The organism is Salinicoccus cyprini (assembly GCF_007713705.1).
Taxonomy (GTDB): domain Bacteria; phylum Bacillota; class Bacilli; order Staphylococcales; family Salinicoccaceae; genus Salinicoccus; species Salinicoccus cyprini.
Window position 1 is genome coordinate 649,838 of sequence record NZ_VMSJ01000001.1, and the last position, 13,340, is coordinate 663,177.

Consider the following 13,340-nt stretch of genomic DNA (forward strand, 5'->3'; position numbering starts at 1 on the left):
GGAGATTCTTATGGAACATGCAGACAACCAAGCTATAAACTTCAGGGACCAAGCCGAATTGAAAGAGCAGATATTCAAAATTCTTGATTTCTATTATCCCGCCTGCATCGATCATGACAAGGGCGGGTATATCAACGGCTTCCTCAATGACGGAACAATAAATGATACGACGACAAAGCATCTGGTCGCGACGAACCGCTATATCTATATCTTCAGCATAGGGGCGATACTCGGTGGTCCTGACTGGTGCCTTGAATCGGCGCGCCACGGCATCCGCTTCCTGAAGGCACATCACACGGATCATGATAACAATGGCTACTTCTTCGAACTCGATGGTACTGCTGTGAATGATGATCGGAAGATGGCCTACGGGCATGCCTTTACACTGCTTGCTTCAGCTATCGCGTATGAAGCGGGCATCGAGGAGGCTAAAAGTATTCTGGATAACGTCTACGAAGTGCTGGAGAGACACTTCTGGGATCCGGACCACGCACTCTACAAGGATGAGTGGGATGCCGGGTGGCACTCATTGTCTTCCTACCGCGGACAGAATCCGAATATGCACTTGTGTGAAGCCATGCTGACGGCATACGAAGCGACCGGCGAACAGAAATATCTCGACCGTGCCTATACTCTGGCCGAGTCGGTTACTAAAAAACTTGTAGAACGTTCAGGCGGCATGGTCTGGGAGAACTACACACCGGATTGGCAGCCGGACTTCGAGTTCAATAAGAACAATACAAAAGATGAATTCCGGCCATATGGTTTTGTTCCCGGCCACCAGCTCGAGTGGAGCAAGCTTCTGATGTGGCTCGATCGCCATCGTTCGGAACCATGGATGCTTGAAACTTCCGAGGATCTTTTCCATAAGGGCTGGAAATTGGGCCACGATAGCGAGCATGGCGGCATTCTTTTTGCACTGTCTCCGGAAAGGGAAGTCATCGATGATGACAAGAACTACTGGGTGATGGCAGAAGCCATATCCGCCGCTTCACTTCTGGCCGCAAAGACAGACAGAACATTCTACTGGGATGTCTACGATCAGCTGTGCCAGTATTCATCAGAATACCTGATGGATCACGAACACGGCGGCTGGTACAAGCTGTTGAACAGACAGAACAAACCTTATAGCAATGTGAAGACAAAACCGCCTAAAACGGACTATCACCCGGTGGCGGCGTACTACCAGTCGATACTGGCATTCAGATAATCTCTAAATTACAGTTTCAGATGAAAATTAACGCCCTTCAACTTGAACACTTGAAAGAAGTGCTCAGGCCGAAGGGCGTTTTTAAGTGCTTGAATCCATACTAGTCCAGGTCTGCTGGATTATGGACGGAAGAGTCAGCAGAAGATTCTGCTGTTTCATGATTTCTATCATCATCCCATATGCCTTTCGGATTCATCATTGTAATATACTGCCACGCTGTGCCAGCGGCCGAAGGCCAGACGTGCAATTTATAGGGAAGTGGAGCGTAGCCTTGATTGGTATAGACCAATCCGCCTTCCGGGTCGGCATTCTGCATGGCAAACATCGATTCGACAAGATGACTGACGTCTTTTCCTTGTCTCATGAACAGATTGATGACCCCCCAGGTCCCTTCCGTCCAGATAACGTTCGGCGCACCTGAATACCCGTCCCCATACGGTTTATAGCCAGAGAGGACAGAAGAGGTCTGATAGGACATGTTGTATGATTGCGGGTCACTGCTTAACGACATGGAAGCATTGTTCACTTCAAACTGGTCAATATAGGCGGTTGCCGTTTCGGATAGATCATATCTTCCTATGGCTTCAAGGAAGATGGCGCCCCATGAATTGGTGTCGAGTGCAGCCGCCGGATCACCGATTCCCTGATTGAACCGCTGTTCCCCATGGTTCCAATGGTGAGTCAAAAGCGCATTCTGAATTTCTTTTGCTGTGTGGGTATAATTTTCGTTCCCAGTAAGTTCTCCAAGGTTCCGGAAGAAGAAGTAGGCATCGATGTTGTGCTCGGTGGAGTACCACCTAACGTCCGGTCCTCCCCTGATGCTTCCTGTACTTGGATCCTGCTGCGTCAGCAAGTAGTCGGCAATACGGAGTGCCAGTCCTCTATATGTGGCATCTCCGAATGTCTCTTCATATTTGACAACAGAATCTCCCACCCACGCGATTGAACCGCTTCTCTTCGTTACATCCAGCGGCCCTGTATAGATGTCATAGGAAAAGGCAAAAGAGCCATCCGCATTCTGCAACTGCGTCAGTGAAGAGAGGATCGCAGAGGCTCTGCCATAGTCTCCAGCCATGGAAAAGGCCATGACCGCCAGAGCATCGTCGTAGATCCAGCTTCTGCTGTCGACACCTGAGATGCTCGCCGGGTCATCAATAGGCACATGATACGAACGAATCAACTGATACTTTGGCACTTCTGTTGTTCCATATACTTTTTCATCAGCAACCCGAACTACTCTCGCAATTTTTCCGCCTGCACTGACACCATTGGCAATCCCTTCATCAAGTCCCCATACCTCTACCGGATTTCTGGTTGAGAAGTCTCCATTCTGCTTGATCGGCACTTTTGCCTGAAGGTATGGCATGTCCGTCACAGAGTAGATCCATACTTCATACTCACTCACGACCTGCTCCGCAGAATCCGGATCTGCATATGCACGGACTTTATTTTCAGAATCGACAAGCACAATCGTCGGCGTGCCGTGGATTCTCAACTGACCTGCATTCCAGGTGCCATCACTGTTCAGTCCAACTCTTGCGATCTCATAGTTCATATCGGTCTTATCATAGATAACGACCGAATAGTTTTCCGGTGAATCGATATTTCTCCAGGTTCCGCTCACTTCACCCGTATAGCCACTGGCATAGCTTCCATTGCTCTGGATGTGTGGGACGGTCTCCAGCGTATAATCTGACAAAGAAGACAAGTCCACATTACCTTCAACATGCCCTGTATAGTCGTCGCTGTAATTTTGCGAAAGAGACAACTGTGCAGGGTAATAGGGCGGATCCGTTTGCTTCTGCAGCCAGTTCAGGGATCTGGAAACGTTGCTTTCGCTTGCAGATGCGACAGGTATTGTATACATAGGCAGTAAAGACATCAATAGAGTAATCACTGGAGCTGCAACGATAATGCGTTTCGCTAATTTTATTTTCAAGTCTTGTGCTCCTTAATGATAATTTGATCTCTTAAATTATATACATTTTACATGAAAAAGATAGAAGTAAATGTATTTGTTTCATTTTTTTCTTATTAATTCCATGACCGTGTATATGATGCTATTTGAATTTACTGGAGTGGGCGAGGTCTTAACTCGTATGTAGAGCAAGAAATGTGGCAGGGGGATGTGACTGTTCAGGTGAGAGTACCAATGTAATTGGACAGGAACAATGTCAGAACAGCAATCATCAGTAGTGTAATCATGATATTGTATCTATTAAAGATCATTAATCTCTTTCTCCTTGCTACAATTTAAATTAAAAAATCCATATGTTGTTTTGACTCCCTGTAATAAGCCAGTCGTTCTTGGAGTGTTCCTGTGTGGAGCTCCAGTTTATGGCCATCAGGATCAGTGAAATAGATTGATTTTCCATCTTTTTTATCCCGCTCTCTTCCCTTAAGTACGTTGACGTCTTTTGATTTGAGCCATTGATACCATTCTTCAAAATCTGCTTCGCGGATAGTGAAAGCCATATGCGTATAGGAATGATGTATTTCGTTCCTTGGTATATCCATCTCTTCGTTCAACGCAATCCATAAGCCGCCGATATCGAAATACGCTGTTGTTCGACCTTTAACTAGTAGTTTCCCTTTCAGCACATCCCTGTAGAATTCGACCGAATCATCCAAGTTTGAAACAGAGTAGCAGACATGATTGACAGAATGAATCATTTGAAATGCTCCTTTCAAATATTTATATACATTTGATACTCTAATATTATCGTATGTGATGGTATATTAATAATCTATAATCATGAAACGACAGAGTGGGTGAGGTATCATCCTTGAATTTCGTCCTCTCAGTCCATATGAAAGGAAGTTGCGCCATCGCTATTGTCGCATGGACCGGCCTGCTCGGAGTGGTGATTTTTCCACTGGTTCCCCTGATGCTCAGGAAAACCAGAACCGAAGAGGAAAAACAGAGAGCAAGGCGTATCGTATATATTATTATCGGAATCATTCTTGCCGTCATCATTTTCAAGATGAGCTATCTGGCTGCATTTTTGATCGGGTTTGCTGCTGTATTGTTCGTCGAGAGGAAGGCATACTCCAGAAAGCAGCTCATCATCTATACTGGGGTTGTTCTTCTACTGCTCCTGACAGTCTATATTGTTCTTGGTTCAAATTCAGCTTTTGTTCAGGGTTGATAGAAAGAGATCCTACTAGACCTGATTACATTGTGCGTGTCTTTTCGTTTCCACTCTTGAAAAATCGATACAATTCCTCATATGTTTCCTCAGGCGCTTCTTCTGCCAGAAAATGTCCGCAGTCTATGCCGCCCCCTTTGACATCATCCGCCCAATCGTGCCAGATGGATAGCACATCATACCATTTTGGTAGCTCGCCTTGCGCGCTCCATAAGGCGAGGACAGGGCAGTCTATCTTTCTATTACCCCGATCCGCTTCATCCAGCTCATAATCGATGGAAGCACCGGCACGGTAGTCTTCACACATGGCATGGATGGTGCCGGGCTGATAGATGCAACGCATGTATTCAGCAAGTGCTTCAGGATGGAATATGGATCGATCACCGCGAAAATAGAAATTATCCGGATTCTCCCCAATCATTCTCTCAGGCAGGTCATAGGGTTGAGCCATGAAGAACCATCCCCAGAATTCTGTTGCGAAATCTTTATTGGTCCGCCTGAATGCCTCACCGGTTGGAATGATATCAAGTACCGCAAGCCTTGTGACAGCTTCAGGGAAATCCAACGCCAGCCGATAGGCGCATCTCGCACCTCTGTCGTGTCCGGCCACCGCAAACTCGTCGAATCCCAATTCCTTCATCACAGCAATCTGATCCCTGGCCATGACCCGCTTGGAGTAGGGGGAGTGGTCACTGGTGGTTTCAGGCTTCGAACTGTCACCATATCCTCTCAAGTCCGGCATGACCACTGTAAAGTCATTGGCCAGAAGCGGTGCGATACGATGCCACATTACATGTGTCTGAGGGTGACCGTGCAAGAGAAGCAGCGGAGGACCTTCGCCGCCATAGCGTAATCTGATTTTCACTTCACCGGTATCTATCGTTTTCAATTGGAAGTTCTCGAGTAGCATGTTTCTGTCTCCTTTGTTAGAACAATTTAAGTATATATACCCTATAATGGGGATAGTTGATTGATTATTTCAAGGAGGCATGATGATGGGGTATCATCCAATTAATTTTTCAGAGAAGCTGTCCAAGTTTACCGATCGCTGGTCACCTAAAGTGATTAGTGAGATGAATGATTACCAATTCAAGCTGGTTAAAGTTGAAGGAAATTTTATGTGGCATGAGCACCAGAACACGGATGAAGTGTTCGTTGTTCTGGAAGGTGCGCTGACTATTGAGTTCCGTGATGGTGCAGTCACGCTGTCGAAAGGTGAGATGTTTGTCGTGCCAAAAGGTGTAGAGCATAAACCATTTGCAGAAAAGGAATGTCATATCATGCTTGTAGAGCCAAAAGGTGTTGTCAATACGGGTGATGCAGAGGATGATCTGACAGCTGAAAACGATGTGTGGATCTAGAGGGGGATTGCTTATGAAAAACATACTGATAACTGGTGCTTCAGGCAGAATTGGATCAAATGTGGCTGAACATCTTAAGGGGAAGTACCATCTGACTCTAGCCGATATACAAAATGAGTCTTCGGAGGACCCCGGTGATGATGAAATGAAACGTATTTCTCTTGATATTACAAACCTTCAAGATTGCCGTGAGGCATTCAGGGGAATGGATGTCGTTATCCATCTTGCAGGAGATCCATCACCGGAGGCAGATTTTGAATCGGTGATGCGCATCAACATCGAAGGTACCTACAATGTGTTCAGAGCCGCTCAGGAAGCGGGTGTAGAGCGGGTGATTTTTGCGAGCAGTGTACACACGGTGAAAGGATATCCTGCAGATGTACAGCCACGTCCCGATATGCCGGTGCGACCGAAAAACCTGTATGGAGTGAGCAAAGTTTCCGGAGAAGCATTTGCCGCATACTTCGCCTATCAGGAAAACTTGCCCATCATTGCACTTAGAATCGGTGCGTATGATGCGGTGAATCTGACAGACGGAAATTTAAGTTCAAGTGATATGGGCATCTATCTGAGCCCGAAAGATATGAATCATCTGATGGAACAGTGCATTACGACGCCTATGGAAAATCCATTTGAAATACTCAATGCAATTTCCGATAATAATTTCAAAGGACTCGATATACAAAAGACCAGAGAGTGTTTCGGTTACCAGCCTGTAGATGATGGATTCAAAGAGTGCGGCTTTAGGTTTTGGTAAACATACTGAACAACCCCCGGAGGATGGTATTTAACACCAACTTCCGGGGTACTTCATTTTCATTTGCTATAAGTCACACCAATTGATTGCATATGATTATTCTGCTATAATTGTTTTAAATCGGACAACAAATATCCGGTTTATAGTGAAGGGATGTGATGATGGACATGAAAATGAAAACAGGCGTTGAACAGTCGGTCTATGCTGCACTGCTTCTGAATCTGCTCCCAGAGGGTGCGGTTTTGCACAGCGATGAGATCAGCAGGCAGATTGGCGCTTCACCGACGTATTTTCAGAAGCTCCTGAGAAAGATGGCCAGCGCAGATCTGGTCACTTCCGTCCCTGGCACCAAAGGCGGTTTCAAACTGAAACAAAAGCCCGAGTCCATTCGGGTCTACGATATATATGTCGCCATCGAGGGACAGCAGTCCATCTATACACCGAGCGGTATCCTGGGTGACATGCTTGAACTGGAAGGGAACGACCGCTGCTGCTTCCTCGGCAACCTGATGGAAGAGGCGGAGACGGCGTGGCAGTCTGTGCTGAAGCGGGAGACCATTGCGTCTTTGACCGAGCAGATACAGTCGGACCGTTATAAGCAGCAGATGAGGACACTTGAAAAATGGCTGGATGAGAAAATGGTCATCTAGCACTGAAGTTTTGCATTTTACGAATCAATGAACCGAATAAATGAAAGAAGTGAAATGGAATGATAGTAGGATTGGATCGAATCAATGAACTGGCAAACAAACAGAAATGGCAGGGGCTGACCGCAGAAGAGGGAGCTGAACAGATGCAGCTGCGTGAAGACTATATGCGCCAATTCCGTGGCCAGGTGCTCGACACTTTTGCAGGCCTGACAGTAATAGATCCAGAAGGCAATGATGTCACACCGGAAAAACTGAAAAGAGAACAGCAGATCAACAATCTATTCAATAAATAAAGATAAAGGATGTTTCAAATGAGACTAAGTGTACTGGATCAGGCACCTGTAACGAAAGGCAACAATGGCGTCGATGCGCTGAATAACGCAGAGGAACTTGCAATACTGGCGGATGAACTCGGCTACCATCGCATGTGGATGGCGGAGCACCACGGCATCAATTCCGTCGTCAGCTCGGCACCGGAAATCACGGCAGCCAGACTGGCAGCGAAAACTGAAAATCTGCGAATCGGAACAGGCGGCGTGATGATGATGCACTACTCACCGCTCAAGATGGCTGAAGTGTTCAAGACACTGAGTGCATTCTCACCGGGCAGAATCGATTTCGGCGTCGGCCGCGCTCCAGGGGGAGATGGCAATGCCATCTACGCACTGTCCGAAGGCATGAGACCCGGCATGGATGATATGTACGAGAAATTCCAGATTGCCATGCAGCTGATCAGTGATGAGAAACCGGCAGGCCGTCTTTACGGTACAACGCCGGCAGTGCCACAAGGCGTCACGTTGCCTGAAGCATGGATGCTTGGATCGAGCGGCAACAGTGCCATTGAAACAGCCAAGATGGGTGCTGGATATTCATTCGCACAGTTCTTCAATGGTCAGCTCAGCAAAGGCATCCTTGATGCTTACAGGGACAACTTCGTACCATCAACACTGATGGAGAAGCCTGAAATCAACGTGTGCTATATGGTGACAGTCGCGGAGACGAAGGAAGAAGCGGAATACCAGGCACTGCCGCAGGACATCTCCGGCCTCTGGCTGTCACAAGGCAAGATCGGCCAGTCGCTGACACCGGATGAAGCAAAAGATTATCCGCTGACAGAAATGGACAAGATCAAGATCCAGCAGAGAAGACCGATGCACATCGTCGGGACCGCAAAAGAAGTTGCCGACACGCTCAGAGCGGAACAGGAGAAATACGGCTTCGATGAAGCCATGATCGTCAGCATACCGCATGCTCAGGAAACACGCCTCAATGTGTACAGACTGCTTGCGAAAGAGCTGCTATAGAAATATTGAAACCAGGATATCATCATATATCCTGGTTTTTTATTGCTATTTCTACAAAAGAGTTTCAACTACTATTATTGATATGACACACAGTTGTCCTATTAAAAATGGTAAAGTAGGTTCAACAAGATCAAAGGAGGCGTCCATCAATGGAGCAATGTTCATGGCCACAAGGCAATGCACTCATGCAGACCTACCATGATGAAGAGTGGTGCAGACCGAATTATGATGACCGGTATATTTTCGAAATGCTGATATTGGAAGGCGCACAGGCCGGTCTGTCATGGAGTATTGTCCTGGCGAAAAGAGAAGCGTATCAGGCAGCGTTCAACAACTTTGATATCGAGTATTGCGCTGGACTCAGTGATGAGGATCTGGAATCAATAAGAGAAAACGGTAATGTCATCAAGCACTTTGCGAAACTTCAATCTGTGCCCACCAATGCTCAGGCGGTATTGAAGATTCAAAAGGAGTTCAATAGTTTTTCCGACTTCCTATGGCGCTTTGTCGAATATGAACCGGTCATTAATAGCTGGGAAACAGATGCGCAAATACCTCCGCAGTCTCCTTTATCCGTCCAGATCAGTAAAGACCTTAAAAAGAGGAGTTTCAAATTCGTAGGACCAGTAACCACATATTCCTTCCTGCAGGCAATCGGCATGGTGGATGATCATATCAGATCCTGCAAGTTTCATACTTTGAATAGATAGATGAAAAATGAGAGATATTAGAATGAATAATCGTTAAAGAACTACAAGAGGTGAATTAAGTGGAGCAGAGACAGCTCGAAAAATATGCTGATGACTTTCTTAAAAGAGCATTTGATATGCCACTCGGCATACCCATCCGCGTTTCAAAGCGGATGAAATCAAATCTGGGTGCATTCCGCATCAAGTATGTCAGAGGCAAGAAGAATCCTCAGGGCATGGAAATCGTCATGTCCGACGAATTCATAAAGAATAATCCACACGAAACCATCCTTGATGTCCTATACCATGAATGCGTCCATTATGCTCTATTTGCCACTGGACAGCCGTATAGGGATTCGGATGCCACGTTCATCAGGACATTGGACCGGTTGGGAATATCAAAGACACGGACCCATATGTATAAAGGGCAGAGCCATCTGTATGAATGCCGGAAATGCAGATACCAGTTCAGTAAGAACACGAAAGGGTATGAGAAGCGGTATATCTGCCGAAGATGCCGTGGGAAGTTTACGTATGTAGGTGTGACTGCAAAATAACCAGGAGCTATTGGAGTATGGAGCGCACAGGATATCCAGTCTAAGATATAGCCCGCAATCAGCTACCTATAAATTTTCAAAGAAAAAGAACTTCATCCGAAGTTCTTTTTTAATGCTCAAGGTTATCTTGTAAGGTTGATTTCATCAGGAATAGGGGGATATGAAGAAAGCATGGTATCCACCAAGCTCAGATGAAAGTTCTATTATTTCACACTCAACTTTTTAATTTCGTCCAATTTCAATGCATTCTCGAATCACATCTACACTGCTAAAAAAGATGTCCTGGAAGGTGAAATATGGGATATGATGTCAGGCGTTATGACAGGTGCTGAAAATGGACATTGTTCAATCTACCAGTGTCCTATGAAATGCTTGTCCAGATGCCGTTTGATTCAGTTGAACAAGAAACGGGTAAAAAAACATATTGAGGCAGACGTTCAAACAAGAGTCATTTCAACTTTGTCTTGATATACTTCCGTTCAAAGTCGACACTAGAGAAAAATTAAACTGGAGGATTTATGATGAAATTGGTCAAATTGAACAATGAATTGGAAATTCCGGTAGTCGGTAGTGGTACGAATACGTATGGCAAAGAAGACAACGCCTTCAAAGGCGAGTTGAGAGGAGACACCCAGGAAATCGACTGGGCAATTGAAAATGGGTACCGTCATTTCGACTCTGCCCAAGTCTACGCCAACGAAGAAGTCGTCGGTAAAGGACTCAACCAATCAGACCTTAAACGTGAGGATTACTTCATCACTACCAAGTTGAACACAAATAAAGGATTTGCCGGCCATGATTGGATAACCGCTGAAATTGAAAAAAGTCTGGAGAAACTGCAGACTGACTATATAGATCTGTTCCTGATCCATTTTCCGTGGGATAACAGTGATGAAATTGTAGAAGTCTGGCGTGTTTTAGAAGAGTATTATAATCGTGGTGTATTTAAATCCATAGGTGTTTCAAACTTTGAAGAAAAGCATCTTGATCCAATACTTCAAAATGGAACAGTCAAACCGGATGTCAACCAGATTGAATCGCACGTTGGAAAATGGAATGATGCATTGATTGATTATAATAAATCAAATGATATCGCTACTGTCGCCTGGTCGCCGCTCGCTGGTATAGATGAGGATGCGAAGCAAGTGCTGCAGGAAATAGGCGATCGTTATGGCAAGACATACGCCCAAGTTGTCCTGCGCTATCAGATTGAACGGGACGTCATTGTCATTCCTAAATCCCACAATAAAGAGCATCAGGCCCAAAGCCTGGACATCTTCGATTTTGAGCTTACAGCAGATGATCGTCAACGTATTGCTGATCTGTAATCTTAATAGTTCCAATGGTGCTGCAAACTGAAAGCTGAATCATTTCAAAAGGTATATTCCTTGTAATCTGGTATGCTCCCTTCAAAGTAGACACTTAAAAAGTGAAACTTTGAAGGGAGCTTTTTCTATGTCCAAAAGAAGAAAAGATGGCACTCGAAACACTCGAGTACACTTCCAGGATGCATATCACTGTACTGCAGAATGGCATCAATATGCAAGGGTTATCGAACGAAATGGTAGAAGACTTTTTGAAGAATTCGGGGTATAAGCTGATGAGGGAATGGCCGGAGTAATATCTGAATAAATACTTTGAAGACGACAGCTAAATTTCAGCTGTCGTTTTTTTTCAGAACTTGAATTGCTCTGGCCAGTACGTTTACACATTATTTATGTATGAAATCTCCTTCCAAGAGTACAGAAAACCGGGTACTGTCTATTTTTTCATACAGTACTGCTGTTTTTATTTGAGGTTCATCAAATTACCTTGTTTTTGCCTTTTTACAGAACGGGAAAGTGCGGTTAATATAGTGCTATCAAAGGAGGGATGAAATGATCTGGATAATGATTTTTGGAGGTATACTTGCTTCATTCATCTATGCTTTGGCATGTGCTGAAAATAGTGACTTTCTTTATAGAAGGAGTCGGTGCGATTCATGTCGTCATACACTGAATTGGCCAGAGCTTATACCACTTGTCAGTTTTCTGGCTTTAAAAGGAAAATGTTTGCATTGCCATTCCAAAATTGACCGGGGTACCTTTTTGTGCGAACTTCTCTTGGTTTTCTTTTATATTCTTCCTGTATTCTATGATCTCTCTCTAAAAGACTTCACGTTGTACTACCTGGTAATTACGCTTCTCATCCCTATTTCTTTAAATGATATAAAAACATATAAAATACCTGATCATATGAATCTTCTGTTCCTGTTTACTGGTCTATATTTGACTGAACTGTCCTACCTCAACATCTGGGAAGATATTGTGATCATCCTTATCTTGCATCTGTTCTACTATCTTTTCTCTGAATCTATCGGATATGGAGATATCAAACTGTTTACTGTAATCACACTCATAACACCAGTCAACTTCTTTATATATACAATTTTGATGACTTATATAATTGGTGGTCTGTTTATTATCATCCTTCATTTATACAAGAACAAGATACCGAGCAAAATACCATTGGTGCCATTCATAACGAATGCACTCATTCTTTCGTTCCTGCTGTATGAAGAAATGAACCAAATATACTTTGGAGGTTTTCTATGACAATGCTGATCAAAGAAATGCATAATGCCGATAGACCCAGGGAAAGGCTGATGAACTATGGCGCTGATAAGCTGACCAACCAGGAACTGCTTGGCATCATCATCAATACTGGAAACAGGGAGGAATCAAGTGTTACTGTTGCCAACAGGATTATAAAAGATATGAAGTCGATACGTGAATTGAGAGATCTTACCTATCAGGAACTGATCAGCATAAAAGGTATTGGAGAAGCCAAGGCAATTACAATTCTCGCTGTAATTGAAGTAGCGATCAGAATGCATACACATTCTCTGGAAGAAGATGTCTACATCAAAAGCCCTGAAGATGTAAGTGATTTCCTGATGGAGAAAATGAGATATTATCAGCAGGAACATTTCGTTGTTCTATACTTATCTACCAAAAATATGGTCATCCACCAGGAAACCATGTTTAAAGGATCGCTGAATTCATCCATAGTACATCCAAGGGAAGTCTATAAGGAAGCAGTTAAAAGGAGTGCTGCAGCCATAATCTGTGTTCATAACCATCCAAGCGGGGATCCATCACCATCCCGGGAAGACATTGAGGTGACCAAGCGGCTTCATGACTGCGGTGATATGATCGGTGTGGATTTTCTGGATCATATCATTATAGGAGCCGGTAAATTCATCAGTCTAAAAGAAATGAACTTTATTAAATAGGGAGGAATCTTATGGGTCTTGATATGTATTTATACCTGCAGGAAAAGGAAACAAAGGAAGTGATAGAATACAGCTACTATAGAAAGTTCAATGCATTGCAAGGGTATTTTGTGAGAAGATACGAAATCGAAAATTGTGGGAAGATTAAACTTACAAATAAAACAATAAATGAACTCTATCTGACATTGAACGAGGTGCGACATTCTCCGGAAAAAGCAAATCTTTTGATGCCTGTTTTTCCTGGACCTTTTTTCGGTTCATATGAATACGATCGAATATATCATAACTACATCAATCAGGCCGCTTGCGACTTCTATCATGCGAAATTCATCAACTATGATAAGTATGACCTTTACTACACCTCGGATTGGTAAGGAAAATTACACCAA

At 44.3% G+C, this 13,340-nt stretch carries 17 protein-coding genes; 14 read left to right on the plus strand and 3 right to left on the minus strand.

Annotation, left to right across the window (positions count from 1 at the left end; translation table 11 throughout):
* Window positions 1-10 precede the first annotated feature (10 nt).
* Window positions 11-1,210: an AGE family epimerase/isomerase gene (locus tag FO441_RS03130; protein ID WP_145285645.1), complete on the plus strand. Its 1,200-nt coding sequence runs from the start codon at window positions 11-13 to the stop codon at window positions 1,208-1,210.
* A gap of 100 nt (window positions 1,211-1,310) precedes the next feature.
* On the opposite strand, the gene FO441_RS03135 is transcribed toward FO441_RS03130, so the two are convergent.
* Together FO441_RS03135 and fosB are read right to left on the minus strand one after the other, a co-directional pair.
* Complete coding sequence (locus FO441_RS03135) at window positions 1,311-3,149, minus strand: hypothetical protein (RefSeq protein ID WP_145285647.1); 1,839 nt, start codon at window positions 3,147-3,149, stop codon at window positions 1,311-1,313.
* Window positions 3,150-3,463: 314 nt separating this feature from the next.
* A complete protein-coding gene (gene fosB, locus FO441_RS03140) occupies window positions 3,464-3,883 on the minus strand; it encodes a FosB/FosD family fosfomycin resistance bacillithiol transferase (RefSeq protein WP_145285650.1) in 420 nt (139 codons plus the stop codon).
* Window positions 3,884-3,996: 113 nt separating this feature from the next.
* Between fosB and FO441_RS03145 the strand changes: the two genes are divergently transcribed.
* Complete coding sequence (locus tag FO441_RS03145; protein WP_186365453.1) at window positions 3,997-4,359, plus strand: hypothetical protein; 363 nt, start codon at window positions 3,997-3,999, stop codon at window positions 4,357-4,359.
* A 25-nt stretch (window positions 4,360-4,384) separates the two neighbouring features.
* Here FO441_RS03145 and FO441_RS03150 read toward each other — a convergent pair whose 3' ends face one another.
* Window positions 4,385-5,269, minus strand: coding sequence for an alpha/beta fold hydrolase (locus FO441_RS03150; protein ID WP_145285654.1), 885 nt, complete (start codon window positions 5,267-5,269; stop codon window positions 4,385-4,387).
* A gap of 85 nt (window positions 5,270-5,354) precedes the next feature.
* On the opposite strand from FO441_RS03150, the gene FO441_RS03155 reads away from it, so the two are divergent.
* From FO441_RS03155 to FO441_RS03205, 12 genes are all read left to right on the plus strand, one after another.
* Window positions 5,355-5,720, plus strand: a complete 366-nt coding sequence (locus tag FO441_RS03155) for a cupin domain-containing protein (protein ID WP_145285657.1) — start codon at window positions 5,355-5,357, stop codon at window positions 5,718-5,720.
* 13 nt (window positions 5,721-5,733) lie between these two features.
* Window positions 5,734-6,477, plus strand: coding sequence for an NAD-dependent epimerase/dehydratase family protein (locus FO441_RS03160; protein ID WP_186365454.1), 744 nt, complete (start codon window positions 5,734-5,736; stop codon window positions 6,475-6,477).
* 167 nt (window positions 6,478-6,644) lie between these two features.
* Window positions 6,645-7,127: an RrF2 family transcriptional regulator gene (locus FO441_RS03165; protein ID WP_145285662.1), complete on the plus strand. Its 483-nt coding sequence runs from the start codon at window positions 6,645-6,647 to the stop codon at window positions 7,125-7,127.
* A 59-nt stretch (window positions 7,128-7,186) separates the two neighbouring features.
* Window positions 7,187-7,420: a DUF896 domain-containing protein gene (locus FO441_RS03170; RefSeq protein WP_145285665.1), complete on the plus strand. Its 234-nt coding sequence runs from the start codon at window positions 7,187-7,189 to the stop codon at window positions 7,418-7,420.
* A gap of 18 nt (window positions 7,421-7,438) precedes the next feature.
* A complete protein-coding gene (locus FO441_RS03175; protein WP_145285668.1) occupies window positions 7,439-8,431 on the plus strand; it encodes an LLM class flavin-dependent oxidoreductase in 993 nt (330 codons plus the stop codon).
* A gap of 149 nt (window positions 8,432-8,580) precedes the next feature.
* Window positions 8,581-9,141, plus strand: coding sequence for a DNA-3-methyladenine glycosylase I (locus tag FO441_RS03180; protein WP_145285670.1), 561 nt, complete (start codon window positions 8,581-8,583; stop codon window positions 9,139-9,141).
* Window positions 9,142-9,200: 59 nt separating this feature from the next.
* Complete coding sequence (locus FO441_RS03185) at window positions 9,201-9,677, plus strand: SprT-like domain-containing protein (RefSeq protein WP_145285673.1); 477 nt, start codon at window positions 9,201-9,203, stop codon at window positions 9,675-9,677.
* A 518-nt stretch (window positions 9,678-10,195) separates the two neighbouring features.
* Window positions 10,196-11,005, plus strand: a complete 810-nt coding sequence (locus tag FO441_RS03190) for an aldo/keto reductase family protein (protein ID WP_222927802.1) — start codon at window positions 10,196-10,198, stop codon at window positions 11,003-11,005.
* Window positions 11,006-11,151: 146 nt separating this feature from the next.
* Window positions 11,152-11,298 carry a hypothetical protein gene (locus FO441_RS12565; protein ID WP_186365455.1) on the plus strand — a complete coding sequence of 49 codons (147 nt, stop codon included), beginning with the start codon at window positions 11,152-11,154 and terminating at the stop codon, window positions 11,296-11,298.
* Window positions 11,299-11,566: 268 nt separating this feature from the next.
* Window positions 11,567-12,271 (plus strand): prepilin peptidase, encoded by a 705-nt coding sequence (locus FO441_RS03195; RefSeq protein ID WP_246095038.1) that lies wholly within the window; start codon window positions 11,567-11,569, stop codon window positions 12,269-12,271.
* Entirely contained in the window at window positions 12,268-12,951 is a 684-nt protein-coding gene (gene radC / locus FO441_RS03200) for a RadC family protein (protein WP_145285681.1), read from the plus strand. The genes FO441_RS03195 and radC overlap by 4 nt, the downstream gene beginning before the upstream one ends.
* 11 nt (window positions 12,952-12,962) lie before the next feature.
* Window positions 12,963-13,325, plus strand: coding sequence for a hypothetical protein (locus tag FO441_RS03205; protein ID WP_145285684.1), 363 nt, complete (start codon window positions 12,963-12,965; stop codon window positions 13,323-13,325).
* Window positions 13,326-13,340 lie beyond the last annotated feature (15 nt).

Excerpts from the sequence above, each read along its gene's own strand:
- FO441_RS03205 (WP_145285684.1), top strand. The coding sequence starts at position 12,963 with ATGGGTCTTGATATGTATTTATACCTGCAGGAAAAGGAAACAAAGGAA.
- FO441_RS03170 (WP_145285665.1), top strand. The coding sequence starts at position 7,187 with ATGATAGTAGGATTGGATCGAATCAATGAACTGGCAAACAAACAGAAA.
- FO441_RS03175 (WP_145285668.1), top strand. The coding sequence starts at position 7,439 with ATGAGACTAAGTGTACTGGATCAGGCACCTGTAACGAAAGGCAACAAT.
- FO441_RS03130 (WP_145285645.1), top strand. The coding sequence starts at position 11 with ATGGAACATGCAGACAACCAAGCTATAAACTTCAGGGACCAAGCCGAA.
- radC (WP_145285681.1), top strand. The coding sequence starts at position 12,268 with ATGACAATGCTGATCAAAGAAATGCATAATGCCGATAGACCCAGGGAA.
- FO441_RS03155 (WP_145285657.1), top strand. The coding sequence starts at position 5,355 with ATGGGGTATCATCCAATTAATTTTTCAGAGAAGCTGTCCAAGTTTACC.
- FO441_RS03150 (WP_145285654.1), bottom strand. The coding sequence starts at position 5,269 with ATGCTACTCGAGAACTTCCAATTGAAAACGATAGATACCGGTGAAGTG.
- FO441_RS03195 (WP_246095038.1), top strand. The coding sequence starts at position 11,567 with ATGATTTTTGGAGGTATACTTGCTTCATTCATCTATGCTTTGGCATGT.
- fosB (WP_145285650.1), bottom strand. The coding sequence starts at position 3,883 with ATGATTCATTCTGTCAATCATGTCTGCTACTCTGTTTCAAACTTGGAT.
- FO441_RS03190 (WP_222927802.1), top strand. The coding sequence starts at position 10,196 with ATGATGAAATTGGTCAAATTGAACAATGAATTGGAAATTCCGGTAGTC.
- FO441_RS03165 (WP_145285662.1), top strand. The coding sequence starts at position 6,645 with ATGAAAATGAAAACAGGCGTTGAACAGTCGGTCTATGCTGCACTGCTT.
- FO441_RS03180 (WP_145285670.1), top strand. The coding sequence starts at position 8,581 with ATGGAGCAATGTTCATGGCCACAAGGCAATGCACTCATGCAGACCTAC.
- FO441_RS12565 (WP_186365455.1), top strand. The coding sequence starts at position 11,152 with ATGGCACTCGAAACACTCGAGTACACTTCCAGGATGCATATCACTGTA.
- FO441_RS03160 (WP_186365454.1), top strand. The coding sequence starts at position 5,734 with ATGAAAAACATACTGATAACTGGTGCTTCAGGCAGAATTGGATCAAAT.